The organism is Paenibacillus athensensis, from assembly GCF_004514475.2.
In the GTDB taxonomy this organism is placed as follows: Bacteria; Bacillota; Bacilli; order Paenibacillales; family NBRC-103111; genus Paenibacillus_AL; species Paenibacillus_AL athensensis.
In genome coordinates this window covers 1-21,048 of record NZ_MYFO02000006.1, presented here as the reverse complement: position 1 = coordinate 21,048, position 21,048 = coordinate 1, and the positions used below count along the sequence as shown (strand labels likewise).

The following is a 21,048-nucleotide window of genomic DNA, read 5'->3' as shown; positions in this document are numbered from 1 at the left end:
TTTCTTGACGATCGGCCGAAAATATGCCGAAAATTTCCAAAGGTTGGGATCTGCTGTTGGCGCGTACAAAAAAGGAGACCTGTTTCCATTTGTCGAAATGAGACAGGGGCAGGATTGAAAACCGGGGGAAGCATATGAAGAAACTACATATTGTTGCGGCCGCCGCAGTGTTTTGCCTGCTAAGCGCCGCTATTATATACGTGATCGGATTATATGAAAAATCACTGCTCGGCGAAGCCGAGAGCTCGGCGCAGGCGCAGCTGTCGCTGCGTACACTGGCGCTGCAGTCGGTTGTCGACCGCAATTTTAATCTGATGGCGAGTCTGGATGCTTACGTGCAGAACGGCTTTGCGGGCTCCACAGACCAGGAAATCAACGACTATATGCGAATGCTGTATGAGTCGGCCGGCAATTCGGCGTTGAATTTGTATATCGCTCCGCATGGAGTTATCGATTATTTGTATCCGGTTCAAGGCAATGAGCAGCTGTATCACTGGGATCTGATGAACGATCCGCGGCAAGAGGTTCAGAGTCAGCTGCAGCTCGCTTTGCATACACGGACGATGACAGTGAACGGACCGTTCAAGCTGCTTCAAGGCAATCAGGGAATTGTCGCTCGCAAAATGGTTCAGCGTGACGGCAAGTTCTGGGGCTTTATTGCTGTGGCGCTTGACGTCGACGCTATTCTCAAGCAATCGGGACTGGCGCCGGGAGAGAAGGAGCACTCGGAGCTGGATATGGCGATTCGGGCAGGCTCGGAGCCGGCTTTTTATGGAGACGATACGATTTTCAGGAAGCACGCGCTCGTCTCGTGGATCGATTTTCCCGGGCATAGCTGGCAGGTTGCCGGATTGATGGACCCGGAAGCGCTGCTGCGCATCCGTCACCAGATCGGACTGCTGCGCGCTGTCAGCATGCTGGTGCTGCTGCTTGTGTTTGCGATTTATTTCAGCATTATTTATCAGCGTAACCGGCTGCAGCGCGTCGTCGAATCGCGGACGCAAGAGCTAAGCGTAACGAATGAAAAGCTGATGGCAACCAATGCCCAACTGATGGAGGGAGAAGAGGAGCTGCGCAAGCAATATGCGCTCTTGGGCACCTACACGACGGCGCTGCGCGACTCGGAGAAGCAGCTGAGCTATTTGGCGTATCATGATGCGCTGACGGGACTGGCTAACCGCAATGCGTTCCAGCAGCGGCTGCAGGACTTGCTGGAGAGCGGCGACCGAGCCCAGGCGACGGTGCTGTTGTTTGATCTCGATAATTTTAAAATGGTGAACGACACCTACGGCCATCAGACAGGCGACATGCTGCTGATGGAAGTTGTCGAGCGGATTCGGGCCGCTGAGCTGCCGATTGAAGAACTGGCGCGTTTTGGCGGCGACGAATTTGCGATTTTATTGACGCGGCGCACAGCCGACGACGAGCTGCGGGCCTTCAGCGAGCGGGTGCTGGAGCTGTTCCGCGAACCGTTCCATGTTGTGGACAAGCATTTTTTCATTTCAGCGAGCATCGGCATTGCACCATACCCGAGTGCCGGCACCACGCGCGAAGCGCTGCTGAAAAACGCCGATATCGCAATGTTTTCGTCCAAGCAGGAGGGCGGCAACCGCTACACGTTTTTTAACGCGTCGATGGAGTCAGATTCGCTGGCGAAGCTGGAGATGGGTAATCATCTGCGTCAGGCGCTGGAGCGCAAGGAGATGGAGATTCATTTTCAACCCCAGGTGGACTGCAAGGTGGGCCGGATTGTCGGGATCGAGGCGCTGCTGCGCTGGAAGCACACGTCCAAGGGCTTTATTTCACCGGCGACCTTCATTCCGCTGGCCGAAGAAATGGGCTTGATTATTCCGCTTGGCGAGTGGGTGCTGCGCGAGGCTTGCGCGCGGACCAAAAGATGGCATGAGGAGCTGGGCCAGGAGCTGCGCATTTCCGTCAACCTGTCGGTACGTCAGCTGCACGACGACAAGCTGATTGACAAGGTGCGCGCGATTTTGCGGGAAACGGGGCTGGCGCCGCAGTTTCTGGAAATGGAAATTACCGAAAACGTGGCGATGAAGGAAGAGCAGTTGGACACGCTTCGCGAGCTGCGCGAAATGGGCATTGCCATTTCCGTGGACGATTTCGGCACCAAATATTCCTCGCTTAGCTACTTGAAGCGGTTCCCGGTGACCAAAATCAAGCTGGACCAATCGTTTGTGCGCGGCGTACAGTCCGATGCCAAGGACCGCGCGATGATCAAAGCGATCATTTCCGTAGCGGAGTCCTTTGAGCTGGAAATTATTGCCGAAGGCGTCGAAACGGAAGAACAAGCCGCCTTCCTCGTCGAGAATGGCTGCGTGCATATTCAGGGCTACTATTTCTTCCGGCCGATGCCGGAGGCTGCGCTGCTGGAAGTGATCGGTGCGGGCCGGCAAGAGAAGCTGGCGCGCTGGTCGGCGCCGTCCGGTTCGTAAGTAAACCGCGGCCAAATGCAAAAAACATCTCCGGAAGAAGCGGCGGCTTCGACGGAGATGTTTTTGTTTATTAGAGCGGCACAACCTGCTTTTGCAGCTGCTTGTAGTAGACCCACTCGCTAAAGCCGATTTCACGCAGCCGTTTGCGCACCAGCTCCCACTCGTCGCCGACCCGTTCGGGAACGTGAGCGTCCGAGCCGAAGGTCACTTCTACGCCGTGGTGCAACGCGCGTTCGAGCATATCGTCGGACGGATACCAGCCGCCGACCGTTTTGGTTTTACCGGAGGTGTTGATTTCAATCGCCACGCCGCATTCGCCGATGACGCGCAGCGTTTCGTCAACCTTGGGGGTGGGAATATCCGAGAACGGCGGATAAAAGCCTTTCATGGCGTCGATGTGCCCGAGAATCTGGAACATCCCGGTGCGCGCTGATTCCTGAATGAGCCGATAGTATTCTTCTTTTTGCGCGATCTGCTCCTCTTCGCTCAAGCCCTTCCAGCGGTTGCGGTTAAAAATGCTGACGCCGCCGGACTGGTGTACGGAGCCGATGATGTAATCGAACGGATATTTGGCATATTCGGCGCGATACGCGTCAAACACGTCGGGAAAATAGTCCGATTCAACGCCAAGCAGCACGTCGATGCGTCCGGCGTATTCCTCTTTTAACCGTAGTACCTCCGCGACATAGCGGGGGAACTCGCTTTTGGCCATCGTAATGCCCGGTTGGGCGTGGTCCAGCGGACTGCCGAAGTAGGGAGAATGATCGGAGATGCCAATGACAGACAAGCCTGCAGCCAGCCCGGCTTCAATGTAATCGCGGATGTCCCCTTGGGCGTGACCGCAGCGTAGGTGGTGCGTATGTACATCGAATTTCATGAGAGCCTCCTTAATCGCAGCAAGTTACTCCGAGCCGAGAAACTGCGTTTCCGGCATGCCCTTCAAATCCAGCAAAAACTGCTGCATCGCCGAGCTTAAATAACGTCCTGACTTATATACTACTCCGACAGGATGAGTAATATCCAATTCGCTTACTTTGACCATTTTGAGTGTGCCGTGGCGCAGCTCATCGGTCACTGACAGCTTGGAAATGATCGCGGCGCCGAGGTTCAGCTCGACCATGCGCTTGACTTCCTCGCTGCTCGACAGCTCCATCACGATATGCGGATTGACGTCAAACGATTTGAACACCTGATCGACGAACCGGCGTCCGGCTGTTTCGGGCGACAGCATAATGAACGGGATATTACGCAGCTTTTCAATCGACAAATGCGAAAAACGGCTTAGCGGGTGGCGCGCGGATACGATCAGCTCATACGTGTCGTAGTATAACACCGACGTTTCCAGCGACGGATTTTTCTCCAGCAAATAGGCAATGCCGATATCGACGTGGCCGTTTTCGACGCTGTTCATGATTTGCGAGGAGGTCATGGAGTGAATCGTTGTTTTGATCAGCGGGAACTGATCCTGAAAATAAGACAGCACCCGGGGCAAAATCTGCATGGCAATCGACGTCGTCGTGCCGATGTGAATATGGCCCTGCGGCGTCTGATTCAGGTCGGACAGCCGCTGCTTGAGATCGTCGACCGTGCGCAGGATGCGCTCGGCGTGCTCCAGAAACACCTTGCCGCTATCCGTCAGCGTCACGGGCTGGTTGCGGTCGATCAGCACCGTGCCGAATTCGTCCTCGAGGCTTTTGATTTGCGCAGAGACGGCCGGCTGGGTCAGGTTGAGAATTTCCCCCGCTTTGCGGAAGCTCATCGTTTTCGATATCGTCAGCAGCGTCTCCAACTGGTTGATATTCAAGAAACCACCTCCTGCCGCAGCGAGATTGGGTACAAATAAAATTTATCGATTTTGTAAAGGGAATAAAAAGCTTTTCTAAGCTTATTATAGCCAACTGGTCCGGGATGAGCAATGCCTGTGCGGCAGGTGAGTTGGTTACTTGGAGGTAAGGAGGGCGAAAAAGACGGGCGCCGCTGAAGGCCAATCGGAGGGCGGATCGGGCGGCGAATGAGAAGTGATGGCCAAGCAATCAGCCCTGACGGTCCGAATCTGCGGAAAACCGCCGCTGCGTTGCGGCTCTGCACGGATACGCGATTCAGTGTCCGTCATGGCAACTGCGGGGGCAGGGCAGGGGCTTGAGGCAGGAGCGGCGTAGCGGGCAGGAGAGCGCGACGTGTCGACGTGCGGTGCGGGAGCGGCGCAGTAGGCGGGGAGAGCGCGACGTGTCGACGTGCGGTGCAGGAGCGGCGCTACGCGCCGCCCGGTTCCGCCGGAAGCTCGACGTCTAGCACCTGCGCGGCAAAATCGCGCAGATCGGTGCAGACGAGGTCGGGCGTCACGCCGGCCGCTGCCAGCTGCTCGTGGACGTTGGCGGGCGTCGCCACGCCCGTCAGCACGAGCGCTGTCCGGCAGCGACTGATTGCGCCACCGCGGATGTCGGTGGCGGCGTTGTCGCCGATGACCCAGACATCGGCGGGGCTGAGGCCTAGGCGCGCAATCGCGTAGGCCATAATAATCGGTGACGGCTTGCCGATCGTCACCGGCTCCACGCCAGCCGCTGCGCGGATGGCGGCTGCGAGCGAACCCGCACCAGGCTGCAGCCCCCCGTCGCCGGGGAGCAGCAGATCCGGGTTCGTGAGCACATACCCGGCGCCGCCGCGCAGGCGCCGCACCGCTTCCGCAAGCTTCCCGTACGTGAAGCTGCGGTCAATGCCCTGCACGACGAACGCTGCGTCGTCGTGCTCGGTCACGGCAAAGCCGGCTGCGGTCAAAGCGTCCCGCAAGCCGGCTTCGCCGATCACATACGCCCGCGCCCCCGGCTGCCGGGCGTGCAAATACAACGCCGCCGCTTGCGAGGAAGTAAACACGCGGGCGGCGGGGACGGCGATGCCGAGCGCTTGCAGATGCTCGGCCACCTGCTCCGGGCTGCGGGATGAATTGTTCGTCACCAATTGATACGGCAGCCCGCGTGCTTCCAGCAGGCGGAGAAAAGCGCCCGCATAAGGGATCGGCTCGTGTCCGCGGTACAACGTGCCGTCCAGATCAATCAGGAATCCGTACATGTGCGGCTTTCCCCTTTCTTTGTGCGTGTCTACAGCGCCGGATGCAGACGCTCCTGCATGAACGGCAGACTGATCTCGACCGTCGTGCCCTCGTCCAGCTTGCTGCGAATGCGCATGGTGCCGCCGTGCGCTTCAATGATGCGAAAGCAAACCATTAGCCCGAGGCCCGTGCCTTTTTCCTTGGTGCTGTAAAACGGCTCGCCGAGCTTGGGCAGTCGCTCCGGAGCGATGCCGCAGCCGTGATCGATAAAGCGGATCACCATCTCCCGGCCGTCGGCCGCGGCATACGCGGCGATACGCATGGTGCCCCCGCCTGTCATCGATTCCAGAGCATTTTTCAGCACGTTGATAAAGACCTGCTTGAGCTGGTGCTCATCGCACGATACGAGCGGCAGGTCCGGCTCAACCTCGGCTTCAATCTCGATATTGCCCAGCAGCGCTTGCGGCTGCATCAGCTCGACTGTGCTGCGGATGATGGCGCCGGGATCGCGGGCTTCGAAGTGAATCGCCTGAGGCTTGGCGACGAACAGAAATTCGTTGACGATAAACTCGATGCGCAGCAGTTCTTTTCGCATGATTTCTATATAATATTGTTCTTTCGGACTCGGCGTCTTGAGCAGCTGCAGGAATCCCTTTAGCGCCGTGAGCGGGTTGCGGATTTCGTGCGCGACGCCGGCGGCAAGCTGGCCGACAGCCGAAAGCTTGTCGGATTTGAACAGCAGCTCCTCGGTTTTCTTTTGTTCCGTCATGTCCTTGAACGTAATAACGACGCCAAGCAGATGGCGGTCCCCTTCCAGAATCGGACTGCTCATGTATTCGACGGGAAAGCTGGCGCCGTCCTTACGCCGAAAGCATCCGTCCTTGATCACCTTGACCTCGCGCTCAAGCATCGTGCGCAGCAGCTTGGCATCGGCCTTTGCCGCCTGTTCCGGCGATTCGTCTTCGGGGCGGCTGTGGCGGATCAGCTTGCCGATTTGTTTGCCCAGCATATCGTCGACCTTCCAGCCGGTCATGCGCTCGGCAGCTTTATTCCAAAAAATCGTACGACCGTTCGTGTCGATGCCGTAAATTCCCTCCGATACAGAGTTAAGGATCAAGCGATTTTGCCGGTGAAGCTTGTCGATTTCTTTTTTCTGCTCCTTGGACTCGGTCAAATCCTTCAAAATGGCATACAACCCAACAACCTGCTCGCCGACCACGGTAGGCACCAGCGTAACGTTCGTCGGAATCGGCTGCCCCTGCTTATGCAGGAAGCTCGCTTCAAAGTGCTGCGGCGTTCCCGCAGCGGCCGCTTGAAAATGATGCAACGCTTTGAGCAAATCAGGCGGATGGAGCATCGGGATAAAAGAAGTCGTCTGCGCCTCTTCGGCGTCAAAGCCGGTCAGCGTCGTCAAGCTGCGGTTGGAGTCGAGCACTTCGCCTTTGAGGCTGAATAAGACAATGGAATCGGGGTGATGCACATATAGTGATTTATAGCGCTGCTCACTGGCCATCAGCCAACGTTCCCGCCGGCGTACCAGCCGGAAAAACAGCGCAAGCGCCGCAGCAAATAACCCGGCAAACAACAGTGCGACGCCGTATCGGGCCAAGGGAGAAGCGACAAAGCCGCTCTGGCGGCACAGCAGCCAGTACGTCAAACCAAGCGCGGCGGCAAAGGCATGGTACGCAAGCGCCGCTTGCACCAGCGTCCAGCGCCGGCTGGAGGGATTCAGTTTGGGCGTGCACAATGTGAAGCGCTCCTTGTGTGAGGAATGATCTCCCATTAGTTTAACAGGATTCGACATAAAATCATATCATTTGTCTGGGAGCTTTGTAAAAAAATGCGATTTCCAGCACTTCCATTATTTCAACGCCGCCATCGTGCAAAAAAGTGTTGCGGTCGAATCGGGGAGGGACTATGATGAACATAAGGCTAAAATTGGTCATCAGCTGCAGAGATGAGCATTTTGCACCAATTAAACGCGAAAACCAGTATACTTGTCCCAAGAATTTAGGTATAATGTAGAAAAACGTCGTATGCCGTGAACTATTCACAAAGGAGATCTTAGCTTATGAAGGCGGAATACATCAATCCCTTTTTGGAGTCAGCCCGCATCGTGATCGAGCAAGTAGCGAATGTTCGGCCTACGACAGGCCAACTGGGCATTAAAGATGTCAAATTCGTGGAGAATTATATTTGGATTCAAATCGGAATGACGGGACAGATGGAAGGGGATATCGTCTTCGGGCTGGCGGAAGAGGTCGCTTTGAAGGTGGTTTCGGCCATGATGGGCGGTTTTATCGTCACGGAAATGGATGAAATGGGTAAGAGTGCGATTTCGGAGCTGGGCAATATGATCAGCGGCAACGCCAGTACGATGCTCTTCAATCAGGGCGTTCGCGTCGATATTACGCCGCCCAAGCTGATTCAGCATGCCAATGCAGCAGGGTTCACGCCTAAGAAGGCGCTGACGATTCCGTTGATTATGGATTCCATTGGCGAACTGGACATTCAGGTGCTGCTCACCTAGTCGCAGACGCTTGCCGGAAGCGCGAGTAACACGAATAAGCTATCATAGAGTGGATCGCTTGTCTAACCGATAGGCATCCGCTTTTTTATTGTTTGGAGGGAAGTGACGTGAAGCTTCAGGGAAAAATCGCGCTCATTACCGGCGCGTCGAGCGGGCTTGGCGCGCTGCTGGCGCAGCAGCTATCCGCGCGCGGCGCGACAGTCGCGCTTACGGCGCGGTCTGCAGGCAAGCTGGAGCAGGTTGCGGCGGGGCTGAACGGACCGGCCGTTGTGTATCCGATGGATGTGCAGCAGACGGAGCAGGTCCGGTTGACCGTGGAACAGATCATCGAGCGCTTCGGCCGGATCGACCTGTTGATCAACAACGCCGGTTACGGCAGGTTCGAGACGTTTCTGAACATGTCGCAGGAGCAGTTTGCCGATATGATGGATGTTAATTATATGGGCATTGTCCGCTGTACGCAGGCGGTGCTGCCGCATATGCTGCGCAACGGCAGCGGCCACATCGTCAATATCGCTTCTATGGCAGGAAAAATCGGCTCGGCCAAGTCTACGGCATACGCCGCCAGCAAGCATGCCGTGCTGGGCTTGACCAACAGCCTGCGGCAAGAGCTGAGCGGTACGGGAATCGCCGTGACAGCGATTAATCCGGGACCGATCAAGACGCCGTTTTTCGAGATCGCCGATCCGGAGGGCAACTACGTCAAGAAGGTCGAGTGGTTTATGCTGAATCCCGACAAGGTGGCCCGCGCGATCGTCCGCGCGATTGAAAGCGGCCGGATCGAGAAGGATATGCCGTGGAGCGCCAGCCTCGGCGTCAAGCTGGTGCAGCTGTTTCCGGGCTTGTTTGACCGCATTGCCGCCAAGGTGCTGAACAACAAATAAAAGCGGAGCCCGGTCGTCCGGTTCTCCGCTTTTTTGTACGCGCTGCGCTTACACGCTTTGTTTGACGCTGCGCTCTACCTGCTCGACGACCTGAGTTGCCGTCAAACCGTCGGCGTTGATCACCGCGCCCTTGGATACCGCGTCGGCGACGCCAAGCACATTTTTGTCCTGGCCGGAGATTACGCAGCATGCAACGTTCTCTGCCTGCTCGATCGAAACGACCTCAAAACCGCTGCTTTGCAGTGCTTCTTTTACATCGCCAAGCGTTTGTTCCACTGCGACCTTTGCCATGTACAACATCTCCTTTATAATCGGCTGTCGGATTGTAGTCCCGGCTTAGTGTCGCACGTTCGGCGCTTTCTTATTCCTGCCGTTCGGACCGCGCGGCCTGCAACGCCTGATTCGCGCTGCGGATTTCCTCGAAGATGGCGCGAATGTCGGCCTTGCCTTCGGGATATTGCTGCGCCCAGTGTCCGGTCAGGTGGGGCAGCGCTTTATGGGCATGGTTGTATACCGCCCAAATTTTCACTTTTTCCAGCATTTCGGGGGACGTATCGCCTGTGACCAGCTCGGCCATTTTTTCAATCAGGCTGTCAAATTGCTTGGCAAATTCGGGATTCATAAGGTCCGCCTTTCCGTAGAAACCTATACGCGATGAGCAACAACCTTAGCTTAGCCTACGACAACGCTGGTGTCAAAGATGAGAGGAGTGAATCGCGATGGACAACACGCTCGTGCGCGACGGTCAACTGCTGGAGCAATTGACGCTGCGCTGCTATACCCGCCACGTATCGCTGCACCTGATTACTTACGGCAGTCAAGGTCTGCGCGTCAAAGGTTATTTGGCTATGCCTGAGGGTGACGGCCCGCATCCGGCCGTTATCTACTGCCGCGGCGGTATTCGCCGGGTCGGCATGGTGCGCAAGCGGCGCATTATTTCGATGGCGCGCCGGGGCTATGTCGTGTTCGCGCCGTTTTACCGCGGCAATGAGGGCGGCGAAGGGCGGGAGGACTTTGGCGGCGATGACCGCTACGATATCATTAATGCGATTCCGCTCGTGCAGGCGTTATCTGAGGTGCGGCCCGGTCCGGTGCCGCTGATCGGCTTTTCGCGCGGGGCGCTGATGGCGCTGCTGGCGGCCAAACACAGCGATGAGGCCGGTCCGGTCGTCGTGTGGGGCGGAGTCAGCGACCTGCTGCACACCTATGAGGAGCGGGTTGATTTGCGCCGGATGCTCAAGCGTGTCGTCGGGCACCCGAAAAAGCAATCGGACAGCTACATGGAGCGTTCGCCGGTGTTTTTTGCCGGAGAACTCAAGCAGCCGGTGATGATTGTGCACGGCACAAAGGATACCCAGGTCAGTGTCGAGCAGGCTCGCAAGCTGGCGCGGGCGTTGGAGGCGGCCAACAAGCACTATGCGATGGAATTGTACGACGGACTGCCGCACCGTTTCCCCAAAGAAGACGACGAACGCGCGCTGGACGCGGTTTTTGCGTGGCTGGATAATCAGCGGCAGCGTGCCGGCGAGCACGCAAACGAATGCACAAACGGGAGTTGACTTCAGCAAGTTTTGCGTGAAATTGCCATTTTTTTTCGGTTTAATATTGTTTACTTCACAGTAATGCCCTAATATAAGGAGGTAAAAACAGTTCGCGTGCAGTTGATCCGGTTTGTGCTGGGGGGCTTTTATGTCGAAGTATTTGATGCACTTGTTCATAAGCGATTTTTATACTTTGGATAAAGGCATACAAGAGCACGTATATCAGGAATTTTATATATTGGTGTACCCGATGATATATTTTATTCTGCGTGATCATGCAGGCGTCGAGGATATCATTCAGGAAGCGTTCCTGCGGGCCGTGCGCAAGGCGCCGATGCTCAAGGAGCGGGACAAGTATGAAAGCTGGCTGAAAAAGCTCACCCGCAACGTTACGCTCAACCATTTGCGGAAGCATAAGCGCAATCGCGACGAGCTGGACGCGGAGATGATTTTTGTAATGAAGGAAGCGGCCCCGGCCTCCGATTATCTCGTTCCGCTGGAAAAGGAGGTCGAGCTGAAGCTGATGCGCGAAGCGATCGTCAAGTACATCAATCAGCTCAGTCCTTCATACCGGCAAATTATTGCGATGAAATGGATTCATAATCTATCTTATAAGGATATGGCAGCTGAGCTTGGGGTGACTGAAGGCGTGGTGCGTCAACGGCTATATCGCGCCCGCGAAGCGGTTCGCCAGAAGCTGATGGAAGAATGGGGCGTGGCCCATGAGTAGCGCAGCGATCAAGCAGCCAATTCCGCAGGTTTCGTTTCATACCTGTTCTGCAGCTTGACGAGCTGGGCGGGAATCTCCGACCTCAGGCTGCGGCTGGACGAGGGGGAGGCGCGCGGCAGTAATACGTTGCAGCTTTGCAGCGTTGCAGACAACCTGCGTAGGACGGCGTGAACCTGCCGCGATCCGGCGAGCAACGGTGCAGTCTTCTTATTTGGTCTGAAAATAGCGTACATAATTCAAGCCGACGAGCGTCTCCAGCGGGCAGCCGTCGGCTTTTTGCTTGCGTAAGAAAGCGGTCCGACGCAACGCATGCTCCGGGCGGCAGACGCGCAAGCGCGCAGATCAGCGGGATCGCTTGGATTCCTGCCCGCATATGGCAGGGGAGGTTGACGCGCTGCCCGCCATTGTGCCATGCGGCAGGGTCGCTTATAATGAGGACAAAGGAAGCTGACGAAAAGAGGTCATGACGTGGACATAAGCTTTGAACAATTGTTGAACGGCTCGGGATATGCGGCGCGACTGCGTGAGCTCGGTCTGACGCAGCCGACGCCGATTCAGGCAACGGCCATTCCGGCGCTGCGGGCCGGCAAGGACGCCATCGTGCAATCGCAGACCGGCACGGGAAAGACGCTGGCTTACGTGCTGCCTGCGCTGGAGCGGATCGATCCGCAGCAAAAGCAGCTTCAGGCGCTGGTGCTGGTGCCGACGCGCGAGCTGGGCATGCAGATTTTACAGGACATCGAGCGGCTGACCGCGGGCGGCCCGCTGCGCGCGCAATCGCTGATCGGCGGGGCGGCGTTGTCGCGGCAGGTGGAGAAGCTCAAGCTGCATCCGCATATTGCCGTCGGCACTCCGGGACGGGTACTGGAGCTGCTCAAGCTGCGCAAGCTCAGCTTGCACCATGTACGCACAGCCGTCGTTGACGAAGTCGATCAGGTTTTTGATTTGGGCTCGATGCATGAGGTTGAGGCATTGTTCAAAAGCATGCAGCGGACAAGCCAGATCGTCTTCGTGTCGGCGACGATTCCCGATTCGCTGATCGAAACAGCCGGTCGCTGGCTGAAGGAGCCGGAGCATCTGCACATCGATCCCGAGCAGCGGACCGCCCAGACCATTGAGCACCTGTCTTTTGTGTGCGAGGAACGGGACAAAATCGACACGCTGCGCCGGCTGGTCCGGCTGATTAATCCGCCTTCGGCGATTGTGTTTATTAACGCCACGGACGACGTCGCCGAGGTGCTGGGCAAGCTGCAGTTTGTCGGCTTGTCCATTGAGGCGCTGTATGGCGAAGCGGGCAAGCAGGAGCGGGCTCGCGTGATGAATGCGTTCCGCGAGCGGCGTTTCCAGCTGCTGCTGGCGACCGATATCGCGGCCCGCGGATTGGATATCGCCGGCGTGACGCACGTGTTTCACCTGGACCCGGCTCCGAACGCGGATTATTACCTGCACCGCGTCGGCCGGACAGGTCGGATGGGCCGCAAAGGAACGGCCATCTCGATTATTACGCCTAGGGAGCAATTTATCCTCGACAAGTTTCAAAAGCAGCTTGGCATCGTTATTGCGCCTAAGGCGATGTACGAGGGCCGGATCGTCGACCCGGCCCAAGACCGCAGCGCGGCCGCGATGCGCAGCCGCCGCGAGGCGCGCCAGAGCGGCGCGCCGGCTTCCGCGCGCGTGCACAGCCACGCGCGGCCGGACGCCGCGCCGTCTGGCGCGGGAGCTGCCGCGGCCGATGCGGGCCGCGGCCGGTCTAACGCCGCTGCGCCCGCGGGCAGCGGCGTTGCGGGTTCGCCCGCGCGCGGCGGAGCGGCACGGGCGAACGGGCGGAGCGGCGGACCTGGCGCCGCTCCCCGCGCGGGCGCTCCGGCTCCGCGCAAGGCGGAGCGCGAGCGCGACCGCAAGAACAAGGGCGCGCCGAAATGGCTGAAGGACAAACAAAGCCGCGACTAGCGCGCTTGCGTAATCACGTTGCTCATGGGAGATGGGGGCGTCTGTGTTGATCAGGAAATGGATCGTGTTACTTGGCTTGCTGGTCCTGCTGCTCGCTGCAGCATGCGGCGCCGCGGTCTGGTTCGTCAAGCCGCAGCAGCAGCTGGATTTGACCTACAGCGAGCTGCGGCTTGGCGATAAGCTGATGGATATGCTGCGCGCTTTGTCGCTGCAGGTGACGCTGAACGAGCGGGACATCAACGATCTGGCCAAAAAACAGCTGGCTGCGCAGCCCCAGCTGCCGCACGGTCTGCTGCTGGAAGGCGCGCGATTTGAATTGCGCGGCGACGAGCTGGCCGCCGACGTCAATCTGCGCTGGCACAATGCTGTGCCCGTCGGGGCGCGGCTCCTGTTTCAGCTGAGCTGGCATGACGGGCGCTTGCTGCTGACGCATCGCCAGACGACGATACGCGGCGTTGCGCTCCCCTCCGGCTGGCTGAAGCTGCCGGAGCTTGAAGTGCCGCTCGGCGAGCAGCTGCCGCCGCATGTTGGCGTCAAGGACGTCGTCTTCGAGCCGTCAGACGTTCGAATTGCGCTCAAGCTGCAATAAAAGCCGGTCAGCCCAGATCACCAACGAAAAAGGATGGCGTTTTCCGCCACGGCCGGTCCGTGGAAGGAAACGCCATCCTTTATTCGTGTGGGCTGAGCGTTCCGCGGGACAGCAGAAGCAGCAGCAAAGCGAGCAGCAGTCCGCCTGCGACGACGGTCAGCGAGCTGCCGACGCCCCAGCGGTCCATAGCCGGACCCGTGGCAAGCGGCAGCAGCGAGCCGCCCAGACCGCCGGCCGCAATCAGCAGGCTCGTCGTTTGCTCTGTGCGTCCCGGCAGCATCGCGTTGGCGTAGATGATCCCGATCGCGAACATCCCGGACATCAACAGACCGAGCAGCAGCACGAGCGCAAAGCTCAGCCCGATGGAAGCCATCGGCATCCACAGCAGCACGATGGCCAAGCTGCCCGCATAAGCGATGAACAGATACCGCCAATAGCTCACCTTTTCCGCCAGTCTTCCGGCAAACAGCCTGCCGACCACCATCGTCAGCCAGTAGAAGCTGACCGTTAGCGTGGACAGCGATGTGGAAGCGTGCAGCCGGTCGCGGAACAGCGAGGGCAAAAAATTGACGAGGACATTTTCGAGCCCGACATATAAAAAGAAAACAAGCAGCAGTAAAGCGAAAAACAGCGCCGATCGCCGCGTCCACGCCGGAGCTGCTGCCATTGTCCGGGCTTCTGCCGGCCGATACGCCAGCCGGGCGTCATGCGGTCCGAAGGAAAGCCGGGACCAGAGCCAGGCGATGACCAGTGTACCTGCACCCAGCGCCAGAAAGGAGCCGCGCCACAAACCACCGGCAATCAGCAGGCTGGACAGCAGCGGCGTCATCATTGCCCCGGCGCCGTATGCGACCTCCAGCTTGCTGAAAGCATCCGCTTGCTTCCGGTCGGCGGCCAGCAGCACAAAGGTGCTGACGCTAGCCTCCGTCAAGCCAAACGCAAAGCCGGCCGCAAACGGCAGCGTCACCGCTACAGGCCACGGCGGCAGCAAGGCGGTGGTCAGCGCCGCTGCCGCAAGCAGGGCGTAGCATCCGCTGATGGATGCCCGGCTGCCGATCCGGCGTGCCAGCAGCGGCATGGACAGCACGCCGCTCAAGAAGCCTAAGAACAGATTAAACACGAGCAAGCCTCCGCTGCTGTAGCTTTTGCCGTAATGAGCCAAAAGCTCGGTCAGAACGGCTCCCCAAGCGACGTAAGTGGCTCCGTTGATCCAATAGGATGCTGCGCCTATGGCGACAATCCGTTTTAGCGGGTCCATATCACGGGCGGCCTTCGGCGGGGGCTGCTGCTGCGCGGTTCAGCTCATGCACGTCGGCCAGCGCCGCCGCCACGGATTCGACCTCGCGCGCCGCTGCTTTTTTCACATCCATATGAGCCCAGGTCATAGCAAAGCTGTGCGGCGTAAGCTCCAGCATCGATACATCGTTGAACGAGTCGCCGATGCAGGCGATTTCGTGCGCCTCCAGCCCAAGCCGGTCGATCAGCAGCCGCAGCGCGTCGCCTTTCGATACGCCAAGGGGCATCACATCCAGACAGTCGTGGTCCGCGTAATACATCGTGACCCGGTCTCCAAAATTCGCTTCGTAAGCCTGGCGCAAACGGCTCAGCCGCTCCATCGGGCCAAAAAACGAAAATTTGCACGCCGGCAATTCGTCCTGCAGGGCATCGGCTGCGTCCGGTCGTTCCACAAACGGCTTGAACATTCGCGCCTGTATGGCGTCGGAGGCTGCCGAGCGCTCCGTCAGGCAGTTCATGTCGCCGGAGCATATCAGCTTGACCAGCTCGGCATCCTTGGCTACCTGGTACAGCTCGTAAGCCAGCTCGGCCGGAAAACGCTGCATGTGCAGCAGCTCGCCGTTTTTATCGTGCATAAAAGCGCCGTTTTGCGAGACGGAATAGGCGGCAAAGCCGATTTCCTCCATCACCTGCACCATCTCCGTATGCATGCGCCCCGATGCGATGCATAGCTCCATCCCCGCAGCCTTCATCCGCTGCAGCGCTTCGCGCTCGCGGAGCGACACCTTTTTGCTGTGATCCAGCAGCGTTCCGTCCAAATCAGTTACAAACAATCGAATCATCGTTCATCCCTCCGGCTATGACTAATTCTACGTTGCAGGCTTGCAGCTTCTCGCGAATGTCGGCATCGGGCTCCCGGTCCGTCACGAGCACATCGATTTCTTCAAAATCCGCTAGTCGATGAAACAGCTTTTTGCCGAATTTCGAGTGGTCGACCAGCACAATGACCTGATCGGCCCGGCGAATCATTTCGCGGTCCAAATAGCTGTCTTCTTCATTGGGAGAAGTCAGTCCGTCCGACGTAATCCCGCACGTGCCAATCAGCACCTTGTCCACATGATAGTCACTGAGCATCTGCATGGCTTTGGCGCCGGTGACGCAGTGATGCTTTTTGTTCAGCAGACCGCCGAGCATGTGAATCGTCGTGTCGGCCCGGCTCGTCAGCGCAGCTGCGATTTGAATGGAGCTGGTCACAACGACATTGTTGACCGAGCGCAGCGCCAGCGCCGCTTGCAGCACGGTCGTGGACGCGTCCATCAGCACGTAGTCGCCATCTTGAACCAGAGCGGCGGCAGCTTGACCGATCGATTTCTTGGAACCGGACTCCTCCTGCAAACGCTGCTCGTAATCGCCGACAACCTTGGATAAGGTGGGCAAAATCGCCCCGCCGCGCGTGCGGATAATCCGGCTTTGCTCCTCCAGCTTAACCATGTCGCGCCGCGCTGTATCGCGTGAGACGCCGTACAGCTCGCAAATTTGCTCAATGGTAATGCGTTTATGCGATTTTAAGTACTCCTCAATCAAAATCAGCCGTTCCTCTTGAAACATTGCGGGTCATCACCTCTTTATGCGTAAGTGATAGTAAGTATTTATAAGTCAATGCGCTAATTATAAGTCTTTTGATAAGTGTTTTCAAGTACATTCAGTTAAAAATACACATACGACAACACAAAAACGCTTCAGCTCAATGAGACGAGCCAAAGCGTTTTCAAACGGTTTATTGTGCGTCAGGTGCAGGTGCAGCGGAAGGCGTCGGCTGCGTTTGTCCATCCGGTTGTTTAGCAGGCTTGTCAGGAGTCTGCTTCTTGCCGGCTGCTGCCGGAGCAGCGGACTTCGAGCCTGGCGTCGCATGCGCCTGCGGACTTGCCGAAGGCTGCTGGGACGGACGAGGCGATGGGCTTGGCGTCGGAGGCGGGGACGGATTGTGATGCTTATATGTGGTATAAATAATCGCGCCGTCGTTCAGCTTGCCGATTTCGTCTGCGCTCCAGCCCACCAGCTTGTTCGCGCCGGCAATGCCTTCCAGCTGAATATGGTCGTGAGCGGCTAAATATTCATGCAAGGCGCGCATATCCTGCGGCTGTAGGTCGCGCAGCGTCTGTTTGCCGTGAATCCGGCCCAGGATCACGCCGATCGACTCCGCTGCCAGACTTGTGTTCGGTTGGATGCGCGCGCTGCCGAAGGCGATAGCCGAAGCGCCGACATTTTTGCCGGCTGCAATGACATTGTCGTACCCCTTGAGCAAAAAGCTGCGCAGCGGCATGCCGTATTTGTCGGGGCGGCCCATTTCGATGCCCCATTTGTTGGCGCTTGTGCCCTGCAGGTCTATCGGATAGCCGGCGATGCTTACGTCGTCCCAGTTCATTTTGCCGGAAAGCAGGTCCGACATTTGCAGATCGTAATCCATCTCATAGTGATTGTATTCGCGAATATACGGATAAGCTGGCAGACCGTTCAATTCGGCATGGGCCCAGCCGGGCAGTGTTTTGCGGAAATGCTCCAGAATCAGCGGCGTTTCGCGCTGGCCGAGCTCGACCGCTTCAGCCACGGACTTGTCGTCCGACGGGTCGACGGTGTAGACGAGCAGGGCGTTGATCAGCACCTGACCGTCCTTTTGGTTCACGGCATTCAAGCCGCGTAAAAACACCCGCTCGTTCGTCGGCTTATACGCTTGCGTCATGCCGCTTAGTCCGATCGCAAACGAATCGTTGACGTACCCGCCGCCAAAGCGGGCTTTTTTCTCCCCCGCGCTCAGGTCGTTGAACGTGTGGTTGAAGGCGGCCCAGTCGACGTTTTTGAACGCCATCATCATACCTGCGCCCATGTATTCGATGTGCTGCTGACCGTACAGCTTTTCCAGACCCGGCAAGCGTGTCGTTTTCAAGCGGCTGAGCAGTGCGGCGAAATCGGTGTTGTCGACCCAATAGGTAGCAGCAATGTGCTTCTGCTGTCCATCGGCGGTTGTGTAATCCACGGACGTAATGGACTGGCGTGCGGCAGCGGTGTCCGTGGTGTGAATCGCTTGAATGTGAATGCCGGATTCGAGCGGAATGCCCGCAGCCAGCTTGTTCATATAAGCGGTGAATTCGGAAAGCTTGCGGATTTTGCCGCTCTTGAAGCCGTCAAACAGCTCCTTGGCCCGACCTTGCACGAGCGATTTGCCTTTCTCGTCGCGCGTTTCGTCCAGGAACAGCATCTGTCCCTGCAGTAATTGCCCGCCGAATGCGGATCGCGGATCGAGAATCTGTACCTTCAGCCCTTCGTCCGCTGCGGCCCGGGCCAAATACAGCCCCTCCAGCTCGCTGCCAAAGACGACTACATCGGCTTGCTCCTGACCATATACATCGGAAGTGACGCTGGCGGCGGGAACGGCCTCCGGCGTGGCTTGAGGCATCGCTGCCGGTGTTGCGGCCGGCGTTGCTGCAGCAGGGGTTGCAGGCGGGACCTGCGTGCGAACGTGCTCTGAGCTGCTGGGTCCGCTGCTTGCAGGGCGGTCGCGGGGCCATAGCTTGCCTGCCGGAATTGCTGCTCCGGCCAGCAGCGCCAGCGCCACGGCCGGCACCAATAAGCGTTTGTTTACAAATCGCATGGGCAGCCTCTTTTCCGCTTGAAATAAAAGGATTCTATGATTCTCTTTTAGTTTATCACGTCTGCCGGAGAGGATGTTAATAGAAAGGTGAGATTTTTTTCAGGCGCACCCCCTCAAAAAAACAGGCTTGGGCGAACCTTGTAGCATGAACACAGGAACCCTTCGCGAAGGTCCTTATCTGGCACTACTTGTTATTAAGTATAACGATGAATAAGGGAGAGGGAACTTGATGAAAACCATGTGGAAACCGATTGTAACCGGTAGTTTGGCGCTTTCGATGCTGCTTGGAAGCAGCGCAGCGGCTTTGGCCAAGGACAATGGACACGGTCACGGCAAGGATTTTGAAGGAATGAACAACAAAGGGCGCAACGAAGCCCCGATCAAAGCAAATGGGAACGCAACAGTCAATTTGCGGTTATCGTTTGAGGATTTGAAGGGCGGCGACGTGGAATGGGCAGCCCGGTACATAGCCAGCTTGGCCTCCAAGCGGGTATTCGAGGGCTACGAGGACGGCAGCTTCAAACCGCGGAATGCGATTTCCCGGATCGAAGCGATTACGGCCGCCGTACGGCTGATGGGCTTGCGCGATCAAGCCGAATCCTCAGCAGAGATGGCGACGCAGCTTAATTTCAAAGACGCCAATAAAATTCCTTCCTGGGCGGTTGGCTATGTGGCCGTAGCCTTGGAAAACGACCTGTTCAGCGAAAGCGATGACGCCGTTCAGCCGCAAAAAGACGCCGACCGTCTCTGGGCAACGACGTTGCTCGTCAAAGCGCTCAAGCTGGAGTCGGAAGCCAAGGCAAAAATGAATACCAAGCTCAGCTTCAGAGATGCGGACAAAATTCCCGCCGGCTCGGTCGGTTATGTGGCCGTAGCTATTGACAAAGGACTGATTGACGGCTTTGAAGACAATACGTTCCGGCCGAACCAGGCGGTGACCCGGGCGCAGCTTGCGGCATTGCTGGACCGCACTGGGGACCAGATGCCGGACAAGGATACCTCTAGCGGTACCGTAAGCGCAGCCGTTTACGGCAATGCGCTGACGCTGGTGAAAGCTGGAGTGACCACGCAGCTGGTTCTTAACCCGAACGCGTTTATTTTCCGGGATGGCGTGCAGGTACCTGCAACGGCGCTGCAAGTCGGTGATGTGGTCAAGGCGCGTTCCTACAACGGTCAAGTCATTTTTGTCGAAGTCGTGAAAAAAGGCCAGTCTGTCGATCCCGCCTTTAGCGCAACGGGCTTTTTGGCCGCCACAACGATGAACGCCAGCGGTAAGATCGCAACGATTTCCTTGACGCAAACCGTCAACGGTGCTGTGCAGACGACGGTGTACAACGTTTCGCCTACTGTGGCCATTACCGGCGACCTTTCGCAATTTGTTACCAACCATCTGATCGAGGTCCGCGGCACCAGCCAGCTAGTTACTTCGATCGACATTAAATAATACAGATAAGCGGTTCACTAGAGAAAAAGGTTAGAATCAAGCAACGGGCTCCTTGCTGAATGACGGCAAGGGGCTTTTGCTTTTCTTTTGCATAAAATGGCGCTCCTTGGCACATAGTAACCATCATTCATGCGGGAGGTGCGTTATGGAAGAGACACTCATGCACACATTCAAAAGATACTACGCCGGCTATCGCGCTGCGGAGAATGCAGCGACCAGCTTTGACGATGCGCTGCAGGCGCTTGCTCATTATGTCATTGACCGGACCGAAAGCCTGGCGCAAGAGGGGCGGCTGGATGAGGTGAAAAGCTTGACCCGCGAGTTTATTCGGATTCGCGAACAAAGCGGAGGGAGCAACGATACGTTGAAGGAACGGCTGGAGCGGGAGCTTGTGGAGGAAGTACTTAACGAAGTTCATTAAGCTTGACAAGCGGGCTTTGCAGTTTTTTATAAAAACATTTGCATTCCCTCTCGGAATTTGTTATATTACTTTTTGCCGCTTCAAAAGCAGCACGATTCGACAAACAAGTTGAAAAAAAGTGCTTGCAATCAGATAGGCAGATATGATATATTAATCAAGTCGCCTTCGAGAGTCGGCGCGGCAATGAAACACCGATTGCTCTTTGAAAACTGAACAACGAGTGAAGAAGCACAACGGTCGCGCAAGCGGCCACAACAAGAGATTGCAAAATCTCGCTAGCAGTAAATTTTGAGCTATTTGAGCTTAACAATAACGGACAAGCAATTGTCCACACCTTATTGGAGAGTTTGATCCTGGCTCAGGACGAACGCTGGCGGCGTGCCTAATACATGCAAGTCGAGCGGATTCTTTCCTTCGGGAAAGGGTTAGCGGCGGACGGGTGAGTAACACGTAGGCAACCTGCCCTTGAGATCGGGATAACTATCGGAAACGATAGCTAAGACCGGATAGCTGGTCTCTCTGCATGGAGAGATCATGAAACACGGAGCAATCTGTGGCTTGAGGATGGGCCT

The 21,048-nt window shown here is 57.3% G+C and carries 19 protein-coding genes and 1 rRNA gene; 10 read left to right on the top strand and 10 right to left on the bottom strand.

From position 1 onward, the window contains the following. Positions 1-134 precede the first annotated feature (134 nt). Positions 135-2,456, top strand: a complete 2,322-nt coding sequence (locus B5M42_RS12820; RefSeq protein ID WP_134751140.1) for a bifunctional diguanylate cyclase/phosphodiesterase — start codon at positions 135-137, stop codon at positions 2,454-2,456. Positions 2,457-2,526: 70 nt separating this feature from the next. On the opposite strand, the gene B5M42_RS12815 is transcribed toward B5M42_RS12820, so the two are convergent. From B5M42_RS12815 to B5M42_RS12800, 4 genes are all read right to left on the bottom strand, one after another. Then, positions 2,527-3,333 carry a histidinol-phosphatase gene (locus tag B5M42_RS12815; RefSeq protein WP_134751142.1) on the bottom strand — a complete coding sequence of 269 codons (807 nt, stop codon included), beginning with the start codon at positions 3,331-3,333 and terminating at the stop codon, positions 2,527-2,529. Between the two features lie 24 nt (positions 3,334-3,357). Then, positions 3,358-4,260 (bottom strand): LysR family transcriptional regulator, encoded by a 903-nt coding sequence (locus B5M42_RS12810; protein WP_134751144.1) that lies wholly within the window; start codon positions 4,258-4,260, stop codon positions 3,358-3,360. A gap of 449 nt (positions 4,261-4,709) precedes the next feature. Further along, positions 4,710-5,522, bottom strand: coding sequence for a TIGR01457 family HAD-type hydrolase (locus tag B5M42_RS12805; RefSeq protein WP_134751146.1), 813 nt, complete (start codon positions 5,520-5,522; stop codon positions 4,710-4,712). 29 nt (positions 5,523-5,551) lie between these two features. After that, positions 5,552-7,249 carry a PAS domain-containing sensor histidine kinase gene (locus B5M42_RS12800; RefSeq protein WP_167689719.1) on the bottom strand — a complete coding sequence of 566 codons (1,698 nt, stop codon included), beginning with the start codon at positions 7,247-7,249 and terminating at the stop codon, positions 5,552-5,554. A 324-nt stretch (positions 7,250-7,573) separates the two neighbouring features. Between B5M42_RS12800 and B5M42_RS12795 the strand changes: the two genes are divergently transcribed. After that, positions 7,574-8,032 carry a chemotaxis protein CheX gene (locus B5M42_RS12795; protein WP_134751150.1) on the top strand — a complete coding sequence of 153 codons (459 nt, stop codon included), beginning with the start codon at positions 7,574-7,576 and terminating at the stop codon, positions 8,030-8,032. A gap of 107 nt (positions 8,033-8,139) precedes the next feature. Next, positions 8,140-8,916, top strand: a complete 777-nt coding sequence (locus B5M42_RS12790) for an SDR family NAD(P)-dependent oxidoreductase (RefSeq protein WP_134751152.1) — start codon at positions 8,140-8,142, stop codon at positions 8,914-8,916. Positions 8,917-8,964: 48 nt separating this feature from the next. Here the strand turns inward: B5M42_RS12790 and B5M42_RS12785 are convergent, their stop codons facing one another. After that, on the bottom strand, positions 8,965-9,207 hold the full coding sequence (locus tag B5M42_RS12785) for a YkuS family protein (protein ID WP_134751154.1): 243 nt from the start codon (positions 9,205-9,207) through the stop codon (positions 8,965-8,967). Positions 9,208-9,277: 70 nt separating this feature from the next. Continuing rightward, the gene (locus B5M42_RS12780) at positions 9,278-9,538 is read right to left on the bottom strand and encodes a DUF2573 family protein (RefSeq protein WP_134751156.1); all 261 of its coding nucleotides are present in this window, start codon (positions 9,536-9,538) and stop codon (positions 9,278-9,280) included. 97 nt (positions 9,539-9,635) lie between these two features. On the opposite strand from B5M42_RS12780, the gene B5M42_RS12775 reads away from it, so the two are divergent. The 4 genes from B5M42_RS12775 (at position 9,636) to B5M42_RS12760 (ending at position 13,726) form a co-directional block, all read left to right on the top strand. Further along, the gene (locus B5M42_RS12775; protein ID WP_134751158.1) at positions 9,636-10,475 is read left to right on the top strand and encodes an alpha/beta hydrolase family protein; all 840 of its coding nucleotides are present in this window, start codon (positions 9,636-9,638) and stop codon (positions 10,473-10,475) included. 130 nt (positions 10,476-10,605) lie between these two features. Then, the gene (locus tag B5M42_RS12770) at positions 10,606-11,187 is read left to right on the top strand and encodes an RNA polymerase sigma factor (RefSeq protein WP_134751160.1); all 582 of its coding nucleotides are present in this window, start codon (positions 10,606-10,608) and stop codon (positions 11,185-11,187) included. 468 nt (positions 11,188-11,655) lie between these two features. Further along, positions 11,656-13,137: a DEAD/DEAH box helicase gene (locus B5M42_RS12765; RefSeq protein ID WP_134751162.1), complete on the top strand. Its 1,482-nt coding sequence runs from the start codon at positions 11,656-11,658 to the stop codon at positions 13,135-13,137. A gap of 43 nt (positions 13,138-13,180) precedes the next feature. Beyond that, positions 13,181-13,726, top strand: coding sequence for a hypothetical protein (locus B5M42_RS12760; protein WP_167689721.1), 546 nt, complete (start codon positions 13,181-13,183; stop codon positions 13,724-13,726). A 79-nt stretch (positions 13,727-13,805) separates the two neighbouring features. On the opposite strand, the gene B5M42_RS12755 is transcribed toward B5M42_RS12760, so the two are convergent. From B5M42_RS12755 to B5M42_RS12740, 4 genes are all read right to left on the bottom strand, one after another. Further along, positions 13,806-14,984, bottom strand: coding sequence for an MFS transporter (locus B5M42_RS12755; RefSeq protein ID WP_134751166.1), 1,179 nt, complete (start codon positions 14,982-14,984; stop codon positions 13,806-13,808). 1 nt (position 14,985) lies between these two features. Next, the gene (locus B5M42_RS12750) at positions 14,986-15,804 is read right to left on the bottom strand and encodes an HAD family hydrolase (RefSeq protein WP_134751168.1); all 819 of its coding nucleotides are present in this window, start codon (positions 15,802-15,804) and stop codon (positions 14,986-14,988) included. Next, positions 15,782-16,570, bottom strand: coding sequence for a DeoR/GlpR family DNA-binding transcription regulator (locus tag B5M42_RS12745; RefSeq protein WP_134751170.1), 789 nt, complete (start codon positions 16,568-16,570; stop codon positions 15,782-15,784). The genes B5M42_RS12750 and B5M42_RS12745 overlap by 23 nt, the downstream gene beginning before the upstream one ends. A 169-nt stretch (positions 16,571-16,739) precedes the next feature. After that, a complete protein-coding gene (locus tag B5M42_RS12740) occupies positions 16,740-18,611 on the bottom strand; it encodes an FAD-dependent oxidoreductase (RefSeq protein WP_134751172.1) in 1,872 nt (623 codons plus the stop codon). 229 nt (positions 18,612-18,840) lie between these two features. Between B5M42_RS12740 and B5M42_RS12735 the strand changes: the two genes are divergently transcribed. The 3 genes from B5M42_RS12735 to B5M42_RS12725 form a co-directional block, all read left to right on the top strand. Beyond that, entirely contained in the window at positions 18,841-20,055 is a 1,215-nt protein-coding gene (locus B5M42_RS12735; protein WP_134751174.1) for an S-layer homology domain-containing protein, read from the top strand. Positions 20,056-20,200: 145 nt separating this feature from the next. Continuing rightward, complete coding sequence (locus B5M42_RS12730; RefSeq protein WP_134751176.1) at positions 20,201-20,476, top strand: hypothetical protein; 276 nt, start codon at positions 20,201-20,203, stop codon at positions 20,474-20,476. A 335-nt stretch (positions 20,477-20,811) separates the two neighbouring features. After that, positions 20,812-21,048, top strand: a 16S ribosomal RNA gene (locus B5M42_RS12725); the annotation flags it as partial.

What these genes read in the sequence shown, in the direction of transcription:
- B5M42_RS12820 (WP_134751140.1), top strand. Translation starts at nt 135, where the DNA reads ATGAAGAAACTACATATTGTTGCGGCCGCCGCAGTGTTTTGCCTGCTA.
- B5M42_RS12815 (WP_134751142.1), bottom strand. Translation starts at nt 3,333, where the DNA reads ATGAAATTCGATGTACATACGCACCACCTACGCTGCGGTCACGCCCAA.
- B5M42_RS12805 (WP_134751146.1), bottom strand. Translation starts at nt 5,522, where the DNA reads ATGTACGGATTCCTGATTGATCTGGACGGCACGTTGTACCGCGGACAC.
- B5M42_RS12795 (WP_134751150.1), top strand. Translation starts at nt 7,574, where the DNA reads ATGAAGGCGGAATACATCAATCCCTTTTTGGAGTCAGCCCGCATCGTG.
- B5M42_RS12785 (WP_134751154.1), bottom strand. Translation starts at nt 9,207, where the DNA reads ATGGCAAAGGTCGCAGTGGAACAAACGCTTGGCGATGTAAAAGAAGCA.
- B5M42_RS12780 (WP_134751156.1), bottom strand. Translation starts at nt 9,538, where the DNA reads ATGAATCCCGAATTTGCCAAGCAATTTGACAGCCTGATTGAAAAAATG.
- B5M42_RS12775 (WP_134751158.1), top strand. Translation starts at nt 9,636, where the DNA reads ATGGACAACACGCTCGTGCGCGACGGTCAACTGCTGGAGCAATTGACG.
- B5M42_RS12770 (WP_134751160.1), top strand. Translation starts at nt 10,606, where the DNA reads ATGTCGAAGTATTTGATGCACTTGTTCATAAGCGATTTTTATACTTTG.
- B5M42_RS12755 (WP_134751166.1), bottom strand. Translation starts at nt 14,984, where the DNA reads ATGGACCCGCTAAAACGGATTGTCGCCATAGGCGCAGCATCCTATTGG.
- B5M42_RS12750 (WP_134751168.1), bottom strand. Translation starts at nt 15,804, where the DNA reads ATGATTCGATTGTTTGTAACTGATTTGGACGGAACGCTGCTGGATCAC.
- B5M42_RS12745 (WP_134751170.1), bottom strand. Translation starts at nt 16,570, where the DNA reads ATGTTTCAAGAGGAACGGCTGATTTTGATTGAGGAGTACTTAAAATCG.
- B5M42_RS12740 (WP_134751172.1), bottom strand. Translation starts at nt 18,611, where the DNA reads ATGCGATTTGTAAACAAACGCTTATTGGTGCCGGCCGTGGCGCTGGCG.
- B5M42_RS12735 (WP_134751174.1), top strand. Translation starts at nt 18,841, where the DNA reads ATGAAAACCATGTGGAAACCGATTGTAACCGGTAGTTTGGCGCTTTCG.
- B5M42_RS12730 (WP_134751176.1), top strand. Translation starts at nt 20,201, where the DNA reads ATGGAAGAGACACTCATGCACACATTCAAAAGATACTACGCCGGCTAT.